This is a genomic window from Mesoterricola sediminis (genome assembly GCF_030295425.1).
GTDB lineage: Bacteria > Acidobacteriota > Holophagae > Holophagales > Holophagaceae > Mesoterricola > Mesoterricola sediminis.
In genome coordinates, this window is the sequence record NZ_AP027081.1 from 1,876,817 (window position 1) to 1,897,019 (window position 20,203).

A 20,203-nucleotide genomic window follows, 5' to 3' on the forward strand; every position below is an offset into this window, starting at 1 on the left:
CGCGGCGGCCCCTTCACCCCTTCGTCACGCCGGCCGGACCCCGGCCATGGGATGATTTCCCTGGAGGCGCCCATGGCCCAGACCGAGATCCCCCTTGGCAAACGCAAGCGGATCGCCCTCGTGGCCCACGATCACAAGAAGCCCGACCTGCTGGCCTGGGTGGAGTTCAACAAGGACCTGCTGCTGCGGCACGAGCTCTACGCCACGGGCACCACAGGCACCCTCCTGGAGGAGATGCTGGGCCCCGTGGTGACCAAGCTCTTCAGCGGCCCCCTGGGCGGCGACCTCCAGATCGGCGCCAAGATCGCCGAGGGGGAGATCGATGTGCTGGTCTTCTTCTGGGACCCCCTGGAGCCCGCCCCCCACGATCCCGACGTCAAGGCCCTGCTGCGGGTCGCCGCGGTGTGGAACATCCCCGTGGCCTGCAACCGCACGAGCGCCGACTTCATCATCAGCTCGCCCCTCATGGACGAGACCTATGCCCGTCTCGTCCCCGACTACCAGGACCACCGGGACCGCCTCAAGCGGGGGTGACGCCCCCGCCGGCCGGGAAGCCCTCAGGGCCGGCGGACCCAGGTCGGGCGGGCGGGGGTGTCGGCCACGAGGCGGCCCAGGTCCAGGATGAACTGGGCCTGCTGGACCATGCCGCGCAGGTCCCAGGCGGGGTCGTAGCGGTCGGCGGGGCGATGGTAGCGGTCCAGGTAGGTCCGGGCCTTGGCGCGGGAGGCCTCCGGGTCGTGGACGTAGTCCCGCTGCCCGGCGAGGCTGAAGCCGGGGCTCAGGGCGGGGATGCCGGCGCGGACGAAGGGGTCGTGGTCGCTGCGGAAGAAGAGCCCCTGCACGTCGGGTTCGGGCGCGCGCAGGCGCATGCCCAGGCGGGCAGCGGCCCTGCGGCCCAGGTCCAGGAGGGTGCTGCGCTCGCCGCCCAGGAACTCGATGTCCCGGGCCGGGCCCACCCAGTTGAGGCTCTCCAGGTTCAGGTCGGCGACGGTGCGCTCCAGGGGCCACAGGGGCGCGCGCACGTAGCCTTCGGCGCCCAGGAGGCCCTGCTCCTCGCCGCAGGTGAAGAGGAAGATCTGGGTGCGCCGGGCGGGGTGGCCCACGGAGGCCTGGGCGATGGCCAGGAGGGCGCCGACGGCGCTGGCGTTGTCCACGGCGCCGTTGATGATGACGCCGTCCTGGATGCCCAGGTGATCCCAGTGGGCGGAATAGACGACGGCCTCCTCCCGCAGGTCGGTGCCCGGGAGGCGGGCCGCCACGTTGTACTGGGGGAAGGTCCGGACCTGGGTCTCGAGGGTGGCGTCGGCCGTGGCGGCCAGGGCCACGGGCCGGAAGGCCCGGGTGGCGGCCGCGGCGCGGAGGGCGTCCAGATCCTGGCCGGCCGAGGCCAGGAGGCGGCGGGCGAAGGCCTCGGTGATCCAGCCCTGGACGGGGCAGCCCGGTTGGCCCGAAGCCACCCGGAACTTCTCCCCGCGGAAGCCGGCGGCGACCACGGACCAGTCGTAGGTGGCGCTCTCGGTGGTGTGGATGAGGAGGACGCCGGCGGCCCCGCGCCGGGCGGCCTGCTCGAACTTGGTGGTCCAGCGGCCGTGGCGGGTGAGCCCCGCGCCGTCGAAGCGCCCCGGCTCGCCGGCGGTGGGCGGGGGATCGTTGGCCAGCATCACCAGGAGCCGGCCCCGGCAATCGGCGCCCTTGTAGTCGTCCCAGCGCTCCTCGGGGGCCTCGACGCCGTAGCCCACGAAGAGCACGGGGGCCGAGAAGGCCGCGCGGGCCGCGCCGTCGCCGCTGGCGAAGACGATGTCGGCGCCGGCCGCGGGGCGGAGGTCGGCTCCGCCGGCGCGGAAGGCGACGGAGCTGCGGTCCATGAGGGTGCGGGCGCCCAGCACGTCGATGCGCTGGCGGTAGCCGTCGCCGGCCACGGGCCGCAGGCCCAGGGCCCGCAGCTGCGCCTCCAGGTAGGCCACGGCGAGGTCGCCCCCGCGCTGGCCGGTGCCGCGGCCCTCCAGGAGGTCGTCGGCGAGGAAGGCCATGTGGGCGCGGATGGGCGCCTCCTTCACCTCGGGCCGCGCCGCGGGGAGGAGGGCGCAGGCCAGGAGCGCCGCGAGGGCCCTCACAGGGGCCACGCGCCCGCGCCCTGGCGCAGGAGGGCGGGCTCCTCGCCGGAGAGGTCCACCACGGTGGAGGCCAGGCCCGCGGGATCGCCGCAGTCCACCACCAGGTCGAGGAGGTGCCCCAGCTCCTCCTGGATCTCCCAGGAGGTCTGGAGGGGCTCCTGGCCGGCCAGGTTGCAGCTGGTGGTGATGATGGGCTCGCCCACGAGGCGGGTGATGGCCCGGCAGAAGGTGTGGTCGGGGATGCGCAGGCCCACCGTGTGCTTGTTCTGGAGGTAGCGCGGCACCTCCCGGCTGCAGGGGAGCACGGCGGTGTAGGGGCCCGGGAACATCTGCTTGAGGATGCGGAAGGTGGGCGTCTCCAGGTGGCGCGTGTAGCGGCAGAGCATCTCCATGTCGGAGCAGAGGATGCTCATGGGCTTCTTGGGATCGCGGCCCTTCATGGCGTGGATGCGGTCCACCGCCTTCTTCCGGCTCACGAGGCAGCCCAGGCCGTAGAGGGTGTCCGTGGGGTAGGCGATGACGCCGTCGCGGGAGAGGATCTCGGCCACCTGCTCCAGGTGGCGCTGCTGAGGGTTGACGGGGTGCAGGGAGAGGATCATGGCCTCTCCAGGTTACTCCAGCGGGCCCGGCCCGGGGCGGGGTCCCGGTCGGGGCGCTGGAAGAACCGCTCGGCGAGGGCCGGGTCCAGGGCGGCGGAAACGCCCGCCCGCCGGGCCTGGAGGGCCAGGATCGCGGTGACCGTGAGGCTGTCGCTGATCTCGCCGTGGAGGATCCGCGCCGCGCAGGCCGCGAAGGGCTCGCGGACGCAGGCCAGCTCCTCGGTGTCGTCGAAATCCGTGCCCCCGGGGGCCGCGGAGAGGCCGGTGGCGAGGAAGAGGAAGGCCTCCTCGTCCGTGCAGGCGTTGCTCGTGTGGAGGAAGGCCAGGGGCTCCCATTGGGCGGCCTCGAGGCCGGCCTCCTCGCGGAGCTCCCTGCGGATGGCCTCGAAGGGGGTCTCCTCCTCGAGGCCGCCGCCCTCCACGATCTCCCAGCTGTAGCGCTCCAGGGGGTACCGCCACTGGCCCACGAGGACGACGCGGTCCTCGTCGTCCAGGGCCAGCACGCCGCAGGCGGTGCGCCGGAAGCCCACGACGCCGTACTGGCTCTCGCCGCCGCTGCGGTGCCGCACGTGGTCCACGCGCAGGCGGACCCAGGGGGAGTCGAAGACCGGACGGCTGGATTCCCGGGTGAAGGGATTGGGCCGGGCGGGGACGGGCAGGGGCGGCAGGTGCATGGGTGCTCCCTGAAACGGCAAGCGCCCGCTGCGAGAGCGGGCGCTTGGGCGATGAACCGGGTTTCAGCCTAGCGGCGGAGGCCCAGGCGCTCGATGAGCGAGGCGTAGCGGGCCTTGTCCTTGCGGCGGAGGTAGTCCAGCAGGCGGCGGCGCTGGCCGACCATGATCATGAGGCCGCGGCGGCTGTGGTAGTCCTTGGCGTGCACCTTGAAGTGCTCGGTCAGGTCGTTGATGCGCTTGGTCAGCAGGGCCACCTGCACCTCGGGCGAACCGGTGTCGGTGTCGTGCTGCTTGTAGTCTTCGATGATGATCTTCTTCTGCTCGATGTTCAGGGCCATGGCTGGCTCCTTTTGGGGAAGCGTCCCGTCACCTGCGAGCCAGCCCCCAGCCGGCTTCGCGGTCAAGTCCGGAAGACCCGGACGGTGTCAAGATTGGTGCGGATAGAGGGACTCGAACCCCCACGACCGTAAAGCCACTAGTACCTGAAACTAGCGCGTCTACCAATTCCGCCATATCCGCAGTGCGCTGTCCGCCCTCAAGCGTCCAATGTCGCGCGAAATTCAATGGTAGCCCGGGTTGCGCCCGGAGGCAAGCCAAAAAAAACGCCTCACCACTCCCGGTACGGCTTCCCGTTGGAGCCGGTGCCCGTGGAGAGGCTGTACACGTCGAAGACGTTGCCGCCGCCCCAGCTCGAGCTGCCGGGGTCGTCGGACAGGCTGCGCAGGCCCCACTCGGACTTGCCGGTCATGGGATCGACGGGGATCCGGCGCAGGAAGCGCATCTTGGCGTCCTTGCCCATCACCGGCGCGCCTTCCACGAGGATCTCGAGGCTTTCGGGGTAGCCGTTGTTCTCCGCGGGGGGCGCCTTGATCTTCTTCTGGTCCGCCATGTCCTTGTAGGAGTCGATGGCGGTGCGCATCTCGCGCAGGGTCCGGCGCAGCTCCAGCTCCCGCTGGCGGCGGACGCCGTTCTTGGCCATGGGCACCACCGCGGAGGCGAGGATCACCAGCACGGTCGCGGTGACCAGCATCTCCAGGAGGGTGAAGCCGCGCTGACGGAGGGTCATTGGATGGTGACGAGGGCGTTGACGACCCGGGCCGGGATCGGGTTGGTCCCGACCAGGTAGCGGCCCTCCTGGATGAGGACGGTGGCCTTGCCGGGCTCCAGGGCCTCCAGATCCAGGGTGGCGAAGGTGCCGCTGTCGGTGGCGCCGCCGGGCCGGGTGAAGGTGAGGGTGAGGGTCCCGTCCTGGCTGGCCTGCTGGAGCTTGCCGCCCTCGGCCGTGAGGAAGTCGCCGGCGGTGACGCCGAGAACCTTGAGGCGGGGGTCCACCTTGATGGAGAGGGTGCCGCTGGTGAGGCCCTGGGCCCCGCTCGCGAAGAGGGTGAGGCCCACCCGCTGGCCCTTGGTGGTGTCGGTGGAGAGGGGGGTCAGGAAGAACACCAGGGGGCTCTCCTGGGCGTCCGCCTGGGCCGCCGCGGGTTGGGCCGCCGGCTGGGCGGCGGGCGCGGGCGCCTCGGTGGGGGTCGGCTGCTGGGAGGCGGCCGGCTGCGGCGTGGCGGGCGGGGGCGTGGCGGGCTGGGGCGTGGCCGGCTGAGGCACCGCCGGCTTTGGCGCGGCCGGCTGGGGCGTCGGGGACGACGGGGCGGCGGGCGGCTGGGGCGCGGGCTTCACCGGGGCGGCCTCATCCACCAGGCCGGAGGGGAGGGGGCGCTTCTCGGGCTTGGGGGCGAAGGGCTTGGAGGCGCTGGGGGCCTGGTCCGGATCGAAGGGGCCGAAGTCCTCCTCGCCCAGGTCGGGCTTGCGCACGATCACGGCGCGCAGGGAGAGGATGACGTCCGTGCGGCTCTTGTCCTTCTTGTTGCTGCCCAGGAGCTTGCCGAGGATGGGGATGTCCGTGATGCCCCAGATGCCCTGGAGGCTCTTGGTCTCGTCCTCCTTGAGGAGGCCGCCGAACACCGCCGTCTCGCCGTCCCGCAGGCGGGCCGAAGTCTTGATGATGCGCTGGCCCAGGTCGGGGCGGCCCGGGGTGGAGCCGGCCTTCAGGGTCTTGATCTCGGACTCGAGGTCCACGGTGATGTCGCCGTTGAAGTGGACGCGGGGCTTCACCTTGATCTTCACGCCCACGTCCTCGTAGCTGTACTGGGTCTGGCTCGTGAGGTTGCCGCCCAGGCTCGCCAGGGCCGAGCTCGCGGCCGTGGCGGTCGAGGTGGTCGACGACCCCAGGCCGCCGATGGACGACTGGGTGGTGCTGATCTTCTCGCCGATGTTCACTTCGCCGGCCTCGCCGGAGACGACGCGGACGTTGGGGCTCGCCAGCAGCTTGCCCTCGCCGGTGCTCTTGAGGGCGTCCAGGGCCAGGGGCGCGAACATGAACTGGAGGTCGTTCTTGGAGATCTTGATGCCGCCCTTGTTCACGTTGGCGCCGGCGGAATTGATGTTGGTCGTGGTGGCGCCGATGCGGTAGAGGCCGCTGGCGGAGGTGTCCAGCGGGTTCATCGTGGGCAGGAGGCCCACCTGCTCCTTGGCGGTCTCCGTCACCTCGACGAGCTCGATGTAGACGACGACCTCGGCCTTGGCCTTGTCCAGCTGGCTGACGATGTGCTGGGCCACGGAGAGGTCGGAGGACTTGGCCTGGACGGTGATGGCGTTGAGGCGCTTGTCGATGAACACGCGCATGGTGGGCAGGATCGCGTTGAGGATCTGCCGGACGTTGTCCACCTCGGCGTTGGAGAGGTAGAAGGTCTGGATGAGCTTGTTCTCGTAGTCCGCCAGGTTCTGGGGCGTCTTCTTGAAGACCATGATGGTGTTGGGGTCGAGCACCTTGTAGAACAGGTCGCTCTGCAGCATCAGGGTGTCCAGGATGCGCTGGAAGGTGAGGCCCCGGAGGTCGATGGAGACGCTCTGGTCCTGCGCGCTGGCGGAGCTGTGGAGGATGATGTTCACGCCGGAGTTCCTGCTGAGCTGCTGGAAGATCTCGCGCAGGCTCGTCTTGCGGGTGAAGTTCAGGTCCATGCCCTCGAGGGAGCGCGGGTTGATGGGCAGGGCGGGGCGGGTCTCGGCCTTCTGGCGCAGGGCCTCGACGCTCTCCTCCTGGGCCTCGATCTCCCGCTGGCGGGCCGCGGCCTCCTCGATGCGGTTCAGCCAGTCGACGGCCACGGCGTTGGAAGGGTCCAGGAGCACGGCGGCGGCGAGTTCGGTGCGCACCAGGGCCTCGCGGCCCTGCTTCTTGGCCTCCCGCGCCTTGGTCAGGTGGGCCTCGGCGGCCAGGGGCGCCGTCTTCCGGTAGCCGATCTTGGCCTGGTTGTTCCCGGGGTCCTTCTTCAGGATCTGGCGGTACTGGTCCAGGGCCTCCTCGTAGCGGCCCTCGTCGTAGGCCGCCTGGGCCTTGTGGAGGGCGCAGCCCAGGGCCAGGACGAGGGCCAGGGACGCCGCGAGGGACTTCGCCAGACGATCGAAGGTGGGGCGCATATGCATCGTTTCCTTCCGCATGGGATCAGAATTCATTGGCGGCGGTGCCGGACGCGCCGCCCCGGGGCTCGACGGCGTCGATCCGGTACTTCAGGTCGGGGAAGCGGATGTTCTGGAACTCCGCGGAGACGTCGGTGACCTTCACCAGCTTCCAGGTGGGGTTCGCCAGGGCGCCTTCGGCGAGGGTGACGGGGTCCTCGCCCTTCATGAAGGCGCCGAGCCGGCCGGCCTTCCGGGTGCCGAGGTAGCCCAGGAACCGGAGATCCTGGGGCTTGAGGGCGGTCTGCTGGGCCTTTTCCTGGGCCAGCTTGGCCGCGGCGATCTGCTCGGGCGTGGGCGGGGGGGGCGGCGGCGGCGGAGGGGGGGGAGGCGGGGGCGGCGGGGCCGGGCCATCGAAGAGGAAGAGGTCCCGGAGCATGCGCTCCTCGCTGGGGAGCTCGCCTGCCTTGTCCAGCTTGGCGAGGTCGGGCAGCTTCTGCAGTTCCCGGGCCTGCCGGTCCCCCAGGGGGATGGCGGCGCGGCGGCCCGCGGCCGGTCCGCGCCGGGGCCCCGGGCTCGCGGCGGGCCAGAGGTACCAGATCATGAGGGCCAGGGCCACCAGACCCACCTGGAGGCGGCGGTTGGTCTTGAGGTCCTGGAGCATGGCCTTGGGGTCGGTGCCCTTGATCTTCGTGCTCATGCGCCCTCCCCGGGTTCGGCGGCGGCGGCGCCGGGCGCCTGCCGGAACGCCCTCAGGACCACGGTCAGGTGGCCGCCCTCGGGACTCTCGTCCAGCTTGGCGCTGGCCACGGCGAAGGGCAGGCGGCTGCCCTCCAGGGCGAGCATGAAGGGCTTCAGGTTCTGGAACACGCCGACGACGCTGAACTCCACGTCCAGGGCCTCCAGGAGGCTGCCCTTGGCGCCCTCCCGCGAGGGGGCGCCGTACTTGACGGAGACGAGGCGCACCTGGTGCTTGCGGGCCAGGTCGTAGAGCACCTGGCTGAGCTTCCAGTGGAGGCGGCCCACGGGCTCGGAGGGCATGGTGCGCAGGAGCTCGTCCAGGGCCTTGCGGTCGGCCCGGAGGCGTTCCGCCTCGTCCTGGTAGGCCTGGAGCTCCTCCTTCTGCCGGGCCAGGGCGGCGGCGGCCTCGCGCGCGGCCTTCTCGGCCTTCTCGCGCTTCTGGGCCGCGTCGGGCAGGGCGAAGGCGAAGACGCCCAGGGCGAGGACCGCCAGGATGGCGCCGGCCGCGAGGCGGTAGGTGCTGGAACGGAGGGAGGTGATCATTGGTCGCCCTCGCGGGTGGCGGGCCGGGGCCGGGGCTGGCGCCGGGGGGCCAGGAGGGGGTGGGGGTTCGTGGGCCCGAAGACCGTGCCCGGGGCCAGCTGGGGCTGGCTGGGCTGGGGGGCCGGGGCCTGGGCCTGGGGCGCCGGGGCGGGCTGGGGCCGGGCCGGCACCGCCGGCGCGACGGGGGCGGGCCGGGCCGGGGCCTGCGGGGCGGGGCGGGCCTGGGCGGGGCGCGCCGCGGCCGGAACGGGCTTGTCGGCCTTGCGCTGGGGTCCGTACTTGGGGAGCGGCGCGTAGGGGGGAGGCACGGGCGCCGCCGCGAGGGTGAACTCGAAGTCCACGCCGCCGCCGTTCCGCTCCCCCTCGCGCTCGAGGATGATCTGGTCGAAGCAGGGGTTCTTCTGGAGGGAGGCCATGAGGTCGGCCTCCGCGTCCCGGGAGCGGGCCTCGCCCTTGATCTTGACCTGGACCTTCATGTCGGCGCCGCGGGTGCGCTGCAGGGACTTGTACCGCACGTCGGGCACCATGCTGCGCTCCAGCTCCGCGGTCAGCCGGGACCAGGGGAGGCTGCGCTCGGTGAAGATCCGCTCCGCGAGCCGCCACCGGGGCAGCTCCTTGGCCACGTCCACGGCGCGGAGCTCCTCCAGCACCCGCTGCTGGGCCTCCTCGGCCTGGCGGGTCTGGGCGGTGCGGGCGCCGGCGAGCTGGCCGGCCTTGGAGGCCAGGCGGTGGGCGCGGAAGGTCATGGTGAGGGAGACGGCCAGGAGCAGGGCGCCGCCGGCCAGGGCCCCCCAGCCGATGACGCCGTGGTGGAGGCGCCAGGGGGTGCTGGGCGGGGCCAGATCGAGCTTGAGGGTCGGAACGCCCATCAGAGGGCCTCCTGGGCGGGGATGTCCGGCGGGAGGATGCGCGCGGGGACGGGGCCTTCGGGCCAGGCGGGGGCGCCCCACACCACGAGCTCCTGGGGCGGGCGGGATTCTCGCTGGAGGTAGGCGGCGCTGGGCAGCACGCGCTCCTGGATCCACACCTCGGGCGGGGCCGGGTCGGCCCACTGGCGGAGGAGGGCCAGGTTGCGGCCCCAGGCGGCCAGGGAACCGGTGTAGCCGCCGTTCCCGTCGGGGCAGAGGGAGAGGAGCATGCCCGGCACCTCCCGGGTGGGGGCCAGGCGGTTGTAGAGCCAGAGCCAGCGGGGCACCAGCCGGCGCATGGGGCGGCCGAGGGTCATGCTGGTCTGGATCCAGCTTTCCCGGGTGGCCTCGGCGACGCCGGCCAGCAGCCAGGCCTGCTCCCCCAGGTCCAGGGCCTGGACGGACTGGGGGGCCTCCAGGGCCAGGGTCTGGGCGAAGCGCCACTTGAAGAAGGCGTCCCGGGCCTCAGCGCCCGCGGGCACTTCGACGATGTCCCGGAGCAGGATCGAGGGGATCCAGGCGTCGTCCACCACCCAGTGGGTCGGTCCCGCGGGGAGCCCCTCCAGGGCCATCGCGAGCACGTCGGGGGTCAGGTCCCCCCGGAGGGCGCGGGCGTGGCCTCCGGCATGGACGCGGTGGGGCTCAAGCCATACCATGGAAGCTTGTTTGGTGCCCAGCCTCGCAGCGCTCATCTTGATCGTCTCCCGGGGCGGGGTCCAGGAAGGGGTAGGGTGGTTCCATGGCAGATCGACAAGGGCTCTCCGGCTGAGATCGATGCGGACATGTAGTCTATCGTCCAGTTCCGCCTTTCCCAAGGGTGTGGTTTCAGAGGATGTGTGGAGTGATGAGCCAGGTAGTTCCCCGACATAGAGGCCCCTGTTGCGTCTGATCGCCCTTGAAGTCAATGGATTCAAGTCCTTCGCGGACCCCCAGAAGCTCACATTCCCGGTGGGGATGACCGCCGTGGTGGGCCCCAACGGCTGCGGGAAGTCCAACATCTCCGATTCCCTGGCCTGGGTCCTGGGGGAACAGCGGGCGACCCTCCTGCGGGGCACCGAGATGGCGGACGTCATCTTCGCGGGGACGGGGCAGCGGCGGCCCATGGGGCTGGCCGAGGTCAAGCTCACCCTGGAGATGCCCGACCCGGCCCTGCCCGGGTCCACCCGGGAGGTGGTCATCTCCCGGCGCCTCTACCGGGACACGGGCAGCGAGTACCGCATCAACGGCCGGGAATGCCGCCTCAAGGACGTCCAGGACCTCCTGATGGACACGGGCATGGGCACCCGGGCCTACTCCTTCATCCAGCAGGGCCAGATCGACCTCATCCTCTCCACCAAGCCCAAGGACCGGCGCAGCCTCCTGGAGGAGGCCGCCGGCATCACCCGCTACAAGGTCCGGCGCACGGACGCTGAACGGCGCCTGGAGGAGACCCGGGCCAACCTCCTGCGGCTGGACGACATTCTTTTCGAACTCAACAAGCAGCTGGAATCCCTCAAGCGCCAGGCCGCCAAGGCCCGGCGGGCCCAGGAGCTGGACGCCGCCATCAAGGCCACCCAGCGCATCCTCCTGGCCGGCAAGGCCACGGAACTGGAGGCCGCCAAGGAGCGCATCATCGAGCACCTGGACCAGCTGGAGCGGAACATCGCCGCCCTCACGGCCCAGGGGTCCGAGAAGTCCTCCGAGGTGGAGGCCCTCCGCCTGGCCCTGGACGAGCTCAACCACCAGCAGGAGCGCCGGAGCCGGGCCATCCTGGGCCTGGACCAGCGCCTGAGCCTGCTGGACCAGGACCGGGGCTTCCAGGGGGAGCGCATCCGGGAGGCGGCCGAGGCCGAGGCGACGCTGCAGGCCCGGCTGGAGGAGCTGGCTGCTCGTTCGGGTGACTCCCAGGCCGAGACCGAGCGGCTCCAGGCGGCCCTCGCCGAGGCGGAGAAGGCCCTGGAGGCCCGGGACGCCCTGGTGGCCGGGTCCGAGGAGGCGGTGGTCCTCGCCGGGGGCGCCCTGCGGAAGGTGGAAGCCGAGATCAAGGCCCTGCGGGAACGGCGGCTGGAACTGGAGCGGGAGGCCCTGGCGGTCCAGAAGCGGCGCCAGGCCCTGCACCAGGAGGTCGCTCAGCGGTCTGGTCGCCTGGATGCCCTCAACCACGAGGAGGCCGTGCGGGCCCCCCGCCTGGAGGCGCTCGAGGAGGAGGCGCGCCGCCTGGCCCGGGAGGAGGAGGGGGCTGCCGCCCGGCTGGAGGAGATGGCCGAGGCCGTCCAGGTCCAGGCCCGCATCCGGGAGGAGACCGCCGAGGCCCACCGGGCCGCCGGCGCCGCCCTGCGGGAGGCCGAAGGGGCCCTGGAGACCCAGGAGCGCCGGATGAAGCAGCTGGGGGACCTCCTGCGGGAGGCCACCGGCAGCGCGGAGCAGCAGAAGGCCCTGGCGTGGCTCCGGGAGCGGGGGGAGGCCCCCCAGTCCCTGGTGGACGCCCTGGACGTGGACGACGCCCACCTGGCGGCCCTGGAGCGCCTGCTCGGTGGCTGGATCCAGACCGTCGCCCTGTCCGGCGCGGGGGCGCCCTGGGAGGCCCCCGGCCAGCTCCTGTACGAACCGGGCGCGGCCCCGGCCTCCGGCGAGACGCCCGCCGGCTGCGAGCCCCTCCGGGACCACCTGCGGTGGCGCCCCGGCCGGCCCCGGCCCCTGGCCGCGCTCCTGGACCGGGCCTACCTGTGCGCGGACGCGGACCTGGCCGGCCTGGCCCAGGCCCACCCCGACCTCGCCTTCGTGTCGCCGTCCCTCGTGCGCCTGCCTTTTGGTCCGGCCCAGGCGGGGGTGGCCGCGCCGGCGGCGTCCCCCCTCAAGCTCAAGCACGAGCACGAGGCGGCCAAGGCGGCCCGGGAGACCCTGCTGGACGAGCTGGAGACCCGGGAAAACGCCGTCCGGGCCGCGGACTACCGCATGCGGGAAGCCGCCGAGCGATTCAAGGAGATGGACGAGGATCACCTGGCCGCGCGCCGGTCCCTGGAGGGGGTCCGGGGGCGGAAGGCGTCCAACACCGGACAGCTCAAGGAGATCCGCGAGGCCCAAACCCGGGCTGACGAGCAGTGGGAGCGCCTGGAGCAGGAGATCGCCGCCTTCAACGCCCAGCTCCGCGAACTGGAGATGCCCGAGGCCCACCCGGAGGAGGCCGCCGTCGTGGAGGCCATCGCCGCCGCCGAGGGGCGCCGGGCGGAGGCCCAGCGGGAGCTGGACGACCGCCGGGAGCACCTGGTGGAGGCCTCGCGCATGCGCAGCTCCGCCTGGGCGGAGCGGGACGCGCTCCAGCGCCACCTCCAGCAGCTCCAGCGGGGCGCGTACGACCTGGAGGCGGAGCGCTCGCGCGTGCAGTACGACCTGCGCCAGAACGCCGAGAAGGCCGAGGCCGCCCAGGCCCGCCTGGCGGAGATGGATGTGGAGACCGCCCAGCTGCTGGACCAGCGGCAGGAGCTCGTGGAGGCGCATGCCGAGGCCCTGCCGGGCATCGAGCAGGCCCAGGAATTCCTGCGGGTGCAGGAGCGGGTCGCCCGCGAACTGGCCCAGGCCCTGGAGAACGCCCGCCAGCTCCACCAGGAGAGCCTGCTCCAGGGCGCCCAGGTGCAGGGCAGCATGGAGGCCCTGGCCCGCGAGATCGAGCTGGCCCTGGGCTTCACCGTGCCCGACTTCCTGGCCTCCATCTCCCCCGAGGAGGCCGAGGCCTGGACCGAGGGCGAGCTCGTCCACCAGACCCGCATGCAGGAGCTGCAGGGCAAGCGCATGGACCTGGGCGGGGTGAACCCCCTGGCCATCCAGGAACTCCAGGAGGCCGAGGAGCGCATGGCCTTCATGAACCAGCAGCGGGACGACGTGACGGAGGCCATCGGCAACCTGGAGGCCACCATCCGCGAGATCAACGCCACCAGCGAGGAGCGCTTCAAGGAGGCCTTCGAGTTCATCAACGCCCGGTTCAACGAGGTGTTCCGGGAGGCCTTCGGCGGCGGCGCGGCCACCCTGATCCTCCAGGACCCCAAGGACCTGCTGGAGTGCGGCATCGAGATCACCGCCCAGCCGCCCGGGAAGAGCGCCAAGGCCCTGACCCTCCTGTCCGGCGGCGAGAAGGCCCTGACGGCCATCTCCCTCCTCTTCGCCATCTTCCACTACAAGCCCAGCCCCTTCTGCGTCCTGGACGAGGTGGACGCGCCCCTGGACGAGGCCAACGTCGGGCGGTTCGCCGCCATGGTCCAGAAAATGAAGGAAGGGACGCAGTTCATCGTCATCACCCACCAGAAGCCCACGATGGTCGCCGCCGACACCCTCTACGGGGTGACCATGGAGGAGATGGGGGTGTCGCGCCTGGTGAGCGTCCAGCTGAGGGAAGCCGCCCAGTTGGTGTGATTGGTCACGCCTTTGTCACGCGCCGGTCACGCCCCATTCGGCTTGTCAACGCGAAAGAAACCGGAAACGTGTGGAAAACTATGTAATGTTTTATTTATTGTAATCACGAATGGCATGTGCTTTAAAGATTGATATCAAAGCAGCTTGTCGTTATATTCTGCCAAGTGGCATTTCACGATTTCCTCGGCCGGTCGAAGGGAATCCCGCCTGACCCGGATGGAAATCCACAAGGTTTTCCACAAAGGGGGGGGGAGGCCGGGGGGAAATGGGGGAAAAGGGGTTGAGAATGCTGAATTTGTTAAGATCCCGCGGGCTGCGGAACCGATTTCGCCTTGACGGGGCGTATGCGGAAAACCGGGTAGAGTGACTCCATGGCCAGGACCACGTCCCATTACGAATGCACCGCCTGCGGCGCCCGCCATGCCCAGCCCCTGGGCAAGTGCGGGGCCTGCGGGTCCTTCGGCACCATCGAGGAGGTGCGGGGGGCCATGAAGAAGGACCTGGCCCGGGCCCGGAGCGCCTTCTCCGAGAGCAACTACCAGGACCCCGTGCCCCTCCTCTCCGTGGAGATCAGCGAGACCCAGCGGACCCCCACGGGCCTGGACGAACTCGACCGGGTGCTGGGCGGCGGGGTGGTTCCGGGCATGGTGGTGCTCCTGGGCGGGGAGCCCGGCATCGGCAAGTCCACCCTGGTGCTCCAGTGGGCCGCCGCCTGCGCCGGGGATGTGCTCTACGCCAGCGGCGAGGAGAGTGAGCGGCAGATCAAGCTGAGGGCCCAGCGCCTGGGGGCCGAGAACCCCCGCATCCACCTGTTCGCCGAGACGGACGTGCGCCGCATCCTCGAGGCGGCGGACCGCATGAAGCCGGCCCTCCTCCTGGTGGATTCCATCCAGACCCTCTTCGACCCCGAGTTCGAGGCCTCCTCCGGGTCCGTCAGCCAGGTCCGGGGGTGCGCCACCCTCCTCGCCCGGTGGGCCAAGGCCACGGGGACCCCCCTGGTCCTGGTGGGCCACGTCACCAAGGACGGCAGCCTCGCCGGGCCCAAGGTGCTGGAGCACCTGGTGGACACCGTCCTGGCCTTCGAGGGGGACCGGCACCACCACCACCGCCTCCTCCGCGCCCTCAAGAACCGCTTCGGCGCCGCCTTCGAACTGGGCGTCTTCGCCATGACCGAGCGGGGCCTCGTGCCCGCCGAAGGGAACCCCTTCTTCCTGGAAGCCGAGCCGAGGCCCGGCTGCGCGGCCACGGTCGTTCTCTCCGGCACCCGGCCGGTCATCGTGGAAATCCAGGCCCTCGTCGCCTCGGCCGGCCTCGGCATTCCGCGCCGGACGGCCCTCGGCATCGACGGCCAGCGGCTGTCCATGCTCTGCGCCGTGGCGGAACGCCGGGGGGGCATCCAGCTCCATGACCGGGACGTGTACCTGAACGTGGCCGGGGGCCTGGAGGTGGAGGACCCCGCGGCCGACTTGGCCGTCGTCGCCGCCCTGGCCAGCAGCGCCACGGGACGCCTCCTGGCCGACCGCTGTCTCTTCCTGGGCGAGGTGGGCCTCACCGGCGAGGTGCGCCCCGTCTCCCAGCTGCCCCTGCGCCTCCAGGAAGGCCGCCGCCTGGGCTTCCACGCGGCCGCGGTGCCCCGCCTGGGCATGGACCCCGGCCTGGACGCTCCGCTGGAGCTCCACCCCGAACGGGGCCTCGAACGGCTCCGGGCCAAGCCCTGGCTCCGGGGGCGTCCGGAGGGCGCGGACGAGGAGGGGTGACGCGGGTTGGGCGGCGGCGTCCGGATGCCCGAAGGTCCGCGTCCCTTCCGTTCGCCACGGGATTCCGGCCCGGGAATGGCGCCGACCCTGTCCCCTAGGGTGTGTTCGTAATCTAGGATAGTAATGGCTAATACCCATCCGTGCCGGAGCATGGAGGAGCTGGAATAGTGAGTCTGTGCTGCAGTGCCTGATGGCGCCGCGCATTCGCAGCATCCTATTGGAACGCGGAGGCGCGGAGGATCTCGCTGAGGCTCGCGGAGAAAGGATCAAGCCCTTGTATGTATCACCCGCTTGATTCCACCGTCTTTGAAAGGCCACTGACGGAAATTGAGGAGCAGGCCGACCTCCATTCCGCCTTAGCCTCCACGACCACGAGGTCGTCAACCAGCAAATCCAGCCGGTAGGCCCGCTCAACCACAAGCCCCCTCCACTCGATATCCAGGGGCAGGTTCCAGGAGCGCTTTCCTCCGCGACCCTCTGCGAGATCCTCCGCGCCTCCGCGTTTCATAGGATCAATGAGGATCCGGAACGCTTGTCACCCTCCGCTCATAGCCTCAGCCAGATCACGATGCAGGCCAAAGCCACCTGGGCTGAGAAACTTCGCGCCGTTTTGTCGAACCTGGTGGCCAGCGCCCTGAACTGTTTGAGCTTGGCGAACCCATGCTCGATGGCATGGCGGGCCTTGTATAGGTGTGAGACCCAGGCCGCCGGATTCTTGCGCCGGGGATGAGGTGGGATGACGGCTGTCGCACCATGGCCTCGATCGCCTTCCATACCGGGTTCCCATCGTAGGCCCGATCTCCGAACCCGTACTCTGCCTGCCAACCGCACAGCAATCCTTCAGCAGACCGGCTTTCATGGGCTTGCCCCGGAGTGACCAGGAAATCCAAAGGATTACCGTGGGCATCGCAGATCAAATGGATCTTGGTCGAGCATCCACCCCGAGATCGTCCGAGCGCCTGGTTCCAGAGCCCCCCCTTTTGCCTGCTGAAGGTTGATGAGCGCGAAGGATGGTGCCATCCGGCATGACCCACTCCAGGTCGGCTTCCTTGCGCAGGAACTCCAGGATCCTTTGCCACACGCCGCGCTTGGTCCAGGCCTCAAATCGCGTGTACACGCTTGTCCAAGGTCCAAATTCCTCCGGCAGGTCCCTCCACGGCGCCCCAGTCCTGTGCCTCCACAGGATCGCCTCCACCATGGGACGGTTGGGGTGACGGGATCGCCCCATCCCTCCACGCTCTGGCGGAAGGAGCGGTTCAAGCTTTGCCCACATGGCATCGGTCAGGAAACTTCTCGGCATCGTTACCCCAGGAAAATTCGTGGTGTACGAGCCTTTACGTATGAGTACAAGTTAACTATTTATCTAATCTATAGATTCCGAACACAGCCTAGAAGCGCAGCCCGGGGGGGGCGAAAAGCCGATTCGGGATCTACGGGCGGCCTGCACTAGGATGGAAGGATCCCCGAGGATGCCCATGCGTTCCATGACCGCCTACGCCGAGACCGTCCTGCCCCTGGAGCGGGGCTCCCTCCGGCTCTCCCTGCGCTCCGTCAATCACAAGGCCCTGGACCTGAACCTGCGGATCCACCCGAGCCTCTTTCCGCTGGAGGCGGCCATCCGCGCCAAGGTGCGGGAGGCCGCCCAGCGCGGGAAGCTGGACCTCACCGTGGAGGTGCAGGACGAGCCGAGCTTGGAGCCCCAGCTCAACCGGCCCCTGCTGCGGGCCCTGGCCAAGGCCTGGCAGGAGGACGCCGAGTGGCTGAACCTGCCGCCCCTCAGCGCCGAGGCCTTCTTCCGGGTGCCCGGCGCCTGGCTCCCCCCGTCGGCGGATCTGGCCGAGCGCCTGGAGGCGAGCCTCCTGGAGGGCCTGGACCGCCTGCTGGCGGCCTGGAACGCGGGCCGGGCGGAGGAAGGGGCCCGGCTGCGCCCCGCCTTCGAAGCGGGCGCCCACCAGCTGGAGGCCCTGCGGGCGCGCCTGCAGGCCGAGAGCGAGGCCCAGGCCCAGGAACTGCCGGAGCAGTACCGCAAGCGCCTGGACCAGGTGCTGGAGGACGCGCGCCTCAGCGGCCAGCTGCCCGCGGAGCGGGTGGTGGCGGAGGCCGCCGCCCTGGCCGAGCGTCAGGACGTGCGCGAGGAACTGGTGCGCCTGGGGGCCCACCTGGAGGACTTCAGCGCCCGCCTCAAGCGGGGCGTCCTGGGGGGCAAGGCCCTGGACGTGTGGAGCCAGGAGGTGCTGCGCGAGCTCAACACCTGCGGCAGCAAGTGCAAGCGCCTGGCCATGACCCGCGCGGTCATGGAGGCCAAGGGCGTCCTCGACCAGATCCGCGAGCAGGGCGCCAACCTGGAGTGAGGGGCGGCCTCAGCCGCGGGGCTCCACCAGGTTGATGAGGTTGCCGCAGCCGTCCTCGAACACCACGGCGAGGATGCTGCCCAGGTCCTTGGGCTCGCTCCGGAAGACGACCCCGGCGGCCTTCATGCGCGCGTAGTCGGCCATGAGGTCCCGGGTCATGAAGGCCGTGGCGGGGACCCCCGCCTCGAAGAGGGCCTTCTGGTAGACCTGGGCCGGGGGGAAGGCCATGGGCTCCAGCACGAGCTCCACGCCCTCCACCCCGTCGGGGGATTCCACCGTGAGCCAGCGGAGGAAGGGGCCCAGGGGCACGTCGACCTTTTTCCGGAAGCCGAGCTTCCCGGTGTAGAAGGCGAGGGCCTTCTCCTGGTCGTCCACCATCACGCTGGCCAGCTTGATCTGCATGTCAGTCCCTTTCCGGGCGAAGGTCGCGCTGCATGAGGCGCTCCACGGACGCGCGGGGATCCTCGCCGGCCAGGAGGCGCACCACCTCGCGGGTGATGGGCAGGTCGACGCCCATGGTCTCGGCCATGCCCAGGGCGGCCTCGGCCGTGAAGACGCCCTCCACCACCTGGTTGCCCAGGGAGGCGGCGGCGGCCTCGACGGTCATGCCCTTGCCCACGAGGGCGCCGAAGGTGCGGTTGCGGCTCTGGGGCCCCGTGGCGGTGAGCACCAGGTCGCCCAGGCCCGCCAGGCCCATCAGGGTGTCCCGGCTCCCGCCCATGGCCTCCACGAGCCGGGCCATCTCGGCCAGCCCGCGGGTGATGAGGGCGGCCCGGGCGTTGTTGCCCAGGCCCAGGGACTCCACCAGGCCCGCGGCGATGGAGAGGACGTTCTTGAAGGCCCCGCAGAGCTCCACGCCCGTCACGTCCCGGCTCAGGTAGACCCGGAGGTTGGGGGTGGCCAGCTGGGCCTGGAGGGCCTCGGCCCGGCCGTCGGGGACGGCGGCGGGGAGGGCCAGGACGATGGCCGAAGGCCGGCTGCGGGAGACCTCGTCGGCGAAGGTGGGGCCGGAGAAGGCGCCCACGGGCACGCCCAGGATGGGCTCCAGGGTCTCGGAGACGCGGCGGAAGGTGTGCTGGAGGATGCCCTTGCTCACCGAGACCACCAGCTCGGGCCGGCGCGGGGTGCGGGAGGCCAGGTCCCGCCAGACCTCGGGGGCGACCTGGGTGGGCAGGGCGCTCACCCAGAGGGGGGCTCCGAAGAGGTCGGCGGGGTCGTGCCGGGGGGTCACGCCCGCCGGCAGCTCCACGTCGGCCAGGGAGGGATGGCGGCGGGTCTGGACGAGCTGGTCCACCAGGCTGGGGGGGTGCCCCCACAGGTCGACCCGGGCGCCCTGGCGGGCCCAGGCCATGGCCAGGGCGGTGCCCCAGGCTCCGGCTCCGAAGACGGCGATGTCGGTGGCGGCCATGCTACTTGGCCCCCCAGAGGCGGTGCTCCTGCCCGTGCAGGAGCCGGTTCAGGTTCTCGGCGTGCTTGCGGATGACGAGGCCCACCAGGAGGGTCCAGGCCAGGATCGGCCACTGGGCCATGCCCTCGTGCACGGGCAGGCGGGCCCAGGTGCCCAGGAAGCCCATGGCCGTGAGGAGCAGGACCACGGCCGCGGCGACGCTGCCCAGGCTCACGTAGCGGAAGATGGCCACGAGGACGAGGAAGGTCCCCAGGGCGGGGAGCACCATCGGCGCGTGGTAGCCCAGGACGGCGCCCAGGGCCGTCGCCACGCCCTTGCCGCCCTTGAAGCGGAGCCAGGGGGTGAACACGTGCCCGACCACGGAGGCCAGGGCCACGAAGGCGAGGAACTCGGCCGAATAGCCGGCCTGCTTGGCGATGAACACGGGCAGGAAGCCCTTCAGGGCGTCCAGGACCAGGGTGGCGATGCCCAGGCCCTTGCCCCCGGCCCGCATGACGTTGGTGGCGCCGATGTTGCCGGACCCCTGGGTCCGGACGTCCCCCTTGCCGGCCAGCTTCACGAGGACGAGCCCGAAGGGGATGGACCCGGCCAGGAAGGCCGCGCCGCACCAGAGGAGGTAGTGCTTGAGGATGGGAATCAGCATGGGGAAAGGGTACCCGAAAACGGGCCCCGCGTGCGCCTAGGGCCGCGCCCAGGCCGTCACGGCCAGGTGGACCTCGCCGCCCTGGTCCGCGGAGGCCGCGCCGGTGTCCACGTGGCCCAGGAGCAGGATGGGGCCGGGGACCGGGGCGGGGCCGGGCAGGCCGAGCAGGACGTACGACGCGGCCTCCGGCGCCGGCGCGGGGCCGCCGGGCTCGGGGACCTCCAGGGGCGGGGATCCCGCCCGCCCCGGCGGGGTCGCGGCGTCCCGGACCAGCCTCCAGCGCCGGCCGGACCGGGCCAGGGTCCCCGCGTACAGGCGGTCCTCCTTGGGGCGGGGCAGGGGATGGGTCCTCAGGTGCGCCGAGAGGGCCTTCCAGGACACGGTGGCGGCCCCGTCCCGGGTGCGGCAGGGAAGGGCGTCCCGGGCCGGGGCGGGGAGGTCCGCGGCGTCCACGGGGACGGGACCCGCCGGGGTCATCTCGTAGGGCAGGAGGCCGCCCTGGAAGGCGAAGATCCGGATCTCCCGCGCCCCGGCCTGGAAGGCGGTGACCCGCGAGGGGTGGGCGCCCTTCGCCGCCGCGGGGTCCAGGGCGGCGGCCGCCAGAAGGAGCAGGGACAAGGCGCGCATGG

The 20,203-nt window shown here is 71.3% G+C and carries 21 protein-coding genes, 1 tRNA gene and 1 pseudogene; 4 read left to right on the forward strand and 19 right to left on the reverse strand.

What is annotated here, in order from left to right:
• Positions 1–72: 72 nt before the first annotated feature.
• Positions 73–534 (forward strand): methylglyoxal synthase, encoded by a 462-nt coding sequence (locus R2J75_RS08300; protein ID WP_243335590.1) that lies wholly within the window; start codon positions 73–75, stop codon positions 532–534.
• 23 nt (positions 535–557) lie between these two features.
• Here the strand turns inward: R2J75_RS08300 and R2J75_RS08305 are convergent, their stop codons facing one another.
• The 11 genes from R2J75_RS08305 to R2J75_RS08355 all read right to left on the reverse strand — a co-directional run bounded on the left by R2J75_RS08305 (position 558) and on the right by R2J75_RS08355 (position 9,721).
• A complete protein-coding gene (locus tag R2J75_RS08305) occupies positions 558–2,123 on the reverse strand; it encodes a M28 family peptidase (RefSeq protein ID WP_316411479.1) in 1,566 nt (521 codons plus the stop codon).
• Positions 2,111–2,713 (reverse strand): L-threonylcarbamoyladenylate synthase, encoded by a 603-nt coding sequence (locus R2J75_RS08310; protein WP_243335588.1) that lies wholly within the window; start codon positions 2,711–2,713, stop codon positions 2,111–2,113. Before R2J75_RS08310 ends, R2J75_RS08305 begins: the two co-directional genes overlap by 13 nt.
• Entirely contained in the window at positions 2,710–3,387 is a 678-nt protein-coding gene (locus tag R2J75_RS08315) for an NUDIX domain-containing protein (RefSeq protein WP_243335586.1), read from the reverse strand. The genes R2J75_RS08310 and R2J75_RS08315 overlap by 4 nt, the downstream gene beginning before the upstream one ends.
• Before the next feature lie 68 nt (positions 3,388–3,455).
• Entirely contained in the window at positions 3,456–3,725 is a 270-nt protein-coding gene (gene rpsO, locus R2J75_RS08320; RefSeq protein WP_243335585.1) for a 30S ribosomal protein S15, read from the reverse strand.
• A gap of 94 nt (positions 3,726–3,819) precedes the next feature.
• Positions 3,820–3,906 (reverse strand) — tRNA-Leu (locus tag R2J75_RS08325).
• 88 nt (positions 3,907–3,994) lie between these two features.
• Positions 3,995–4,453 (reverse strand): type II secretion system protein, encoded by a 459-nt coding sequence (locus R2J75_RS08330; RefSeq protein ID WP_243347478.1) that lies wholly within the window; start codon positions 4,451–4,453, stop codon positions 3,995–3,997.
• A complete protein-coding gene (locus R2J75_RS08335) occupies positions 4,450–6,858 on the reverse strand; it encodes a secretin N-terminal domain-containing protein (protein WP_316411480.1) in 2,409 nt (802 codons plus the stop codon). Before R2J75_RS08335 ends, R2J75_RS08330 begins: the two co-directional genes overlap by 4 nt.
• Positions 6,859–6,883: 25 nt before the next feature.
• Positions 6,884–7,537 carry a hypothetical protein gene (locus R2J75_RS08340; RefSeq protein ID WP_316411481.1) on the reverse strand — a complete coding sequence of 218 codons (654 nt, stop codon included), beginning with the start codon at positions 7,535–7,537 and terminating at the stop codon, positions 6,884–6,886.
• Entirely contained in the window at positions 7,534–8,121 is a 588-nt protein-coding gene (locus R2J75_RS08345) for a hypothetical protein (protein ID WP_243336049.1), read from the reverse strand. The genes R2J75_RS08340 and R2J75_RS08345 overlap by 4 nt, the downstream gene beginning before the upstream one ends.
• Complete coding sequence (locus R2J75_RS08350) at positions 8,118–8,990, reverse strand: PilN domain-containing protein (RefSeq protein ID WP_316411482.1); 873 nt, start codon at positions 8,988–8,990, stop codon at positions 8,118–8,120. Before R2J75_RS08350 ends, R2J75_RS08345 begins: the two co-directional genes overlap by 4 nt.
• Positions 8,990–9,721 (reverse strand): hypothetical protein, encoded by a 732-nt coding sequence (locus R2J75_RS08355; protein ID WP_243347597.1) that lies wholly within the window; start codon positions 9,719–9,721, stop codon positions 8,990–8,992. Before R2J75_RS08355 ends, R2J75_RS08350 begins: the two co-directional genes overlap by 1 nt.
• Positions 9,722–9,908: 187 nt before the next feature.
• Between R2J75_RS08355 and smc the strand changes: the two genes are divergently transcribed.
• Positions 9,909–13,415 carry a chromosome segregation protein SMC gene (gene smc, locus R2J75_RS08360; RefSeq protein ID WP_316411483.1) on the forward strand — a complete coding sequence of 1,169 codons (3,507 nt, stop codon included), beginning with the start codon at positions 9,909–9,911 and terminating at the stop codon, positions 13,413–13,415.
• Between the two features lie 371 nt (positions 13,416–13,786).
• Positions 13,787–15,172 (forward strand): DNA repair protein RadA, encoded by a 1,386-nt coding sequence (gene radA, locus R2J75_RS08365; RefSeq protein ID WP_316411484.1) that lies wholly within the window; start codon positions 13,787–13,789, stop codon positions 15,170–15,172.
• A 283-nt stretch (positions 15,173–15,455) separates the two neighbouring features.
• Here the strand turns inward: radA and R2J75_RS08370 are convergent, their stop codons facing one another.
• The 4 genes and pseudogenes from R2J75_RS08370 to R2J75_RS19875 form a co-directional block, all read right to left on the reverse strand.
• Positions 15,456–15,680: a GxxExxY protein gene (locus R2J75_RS08370; RefSeq protein ID WP_316410066.1), complete on the reverse strand. Its 225-nt coding sequence runs from the start codon at positions 15,678–15,680 to the stop codon at positions 15,456–15,458.
• A gap of 38 nt (positions 15,681–15,718) precedes the next feature.
• Complete coding sequence (locus tag R2J75_RS08375) at positions 15,719–15,946, reverse strand: transposase (protein ID WP_316411485.1); 228 nt, start codon at positions 15,944–15,946, stop codon at positions 15,719–15,721.
• A 38-nt stretch (positions 15,947–15,984) separates the two neighbouring features.
• A pseudogene (locus R2J75_RS19870) lies at positions 15,985–16,095 on the reverse strand (IS5/IS1182 family transposase); the annotation flags it as partial.
• Complete coding sequence (locus tag R2J75_RS19875; protein WP_394365896.1) at positions 16,086–16,472, reverse strand: IS5 family transposase; 387 nt, start codon at positions 16,470–16,472, stop codon at positions 16,086–16,088. The gene R2J75_RS19875 and the pseudogene R2J75_RS19870, both read right to left, overlap by 10 nt.
• A 175-nt stretch (positions 16,473–16,647) precedes the next feature.
• Here R2J75_RS19875 and R2J75_RS08380 point away from each other — a divergent pair, with 175 nt between their 5' ends.
• Positions 16,648–17,523, forward strand: a complete 876-nt coding sequence (locus tag R2J75_RS08380) for an endoribonuclease YicC domain-containing protein (protein WP_316411486.1) — start codon at positions 16,648–16,650, stop codon at positions 17,521–17,523.
• 9 nt (positions 17,524–17,532) lie between these two features.
• Here the strand turns inward: R2J75_RS08380 and R2J75_RS08385 are convergent, their stop codons facing one another.
• The 4 genes from R2J75_RS08385 to R2J75_RS08400 are packed head-to-tail and all read right to left on the reverse strand — an operon-like array spanning position 17,533 to position 20,201.
• A complete protein-coding gene (locus tag R2J75_RS08385; RefSeq protein WP_243334356.1) occupies positions 17,533–17,925 on the reverse strand; it encodes a VOC family protein in 393 nt (130 codons plus the stop codon).
• A 1-nt stretch (position 17,926) separates the two neighbouring features.
• Positions 17,927–18,931: an NAD(P)H-dependent glycerol-3-phosphate dehydrogenase gene (locus R2J75_RS08390; protein ID WP_243334358.1), complete on the reverse strand. Its 1,005-nt coding sequence runs from the start codon at positions 18,929–18,931 to the stop codon at positions 17,927–17,929.
• Between the two features lies 1 nt (position 18,932).
• Positions 18,933–19,574: a glycerol-3-phosphate 1-O-acyltransferase PlsY gene (plsY, locus tag R2J75_RS08395; protein WP_243334359.1), complete on the reverse strand. Its 642-nt coding sequence runs from the start codon at positions 19,572–19,574 to the stop codon at positions 18,933–18,935.
• A 36-nt stretch (positions 19,575–19,610) separates the two neighbouring features.
• Complete coding sequence (locus R2J75_RS08400) at positions 19,611–20,201, reverse strand: hypothetical protein (protein ID WP_316411487.1); 591 nt, start codon at positions 20,199–20,201, stop codon at positions 19,611–19,613.
• Between the last annotated feature and the right edge of the window lie 2 nt (positions 20,202–20,203).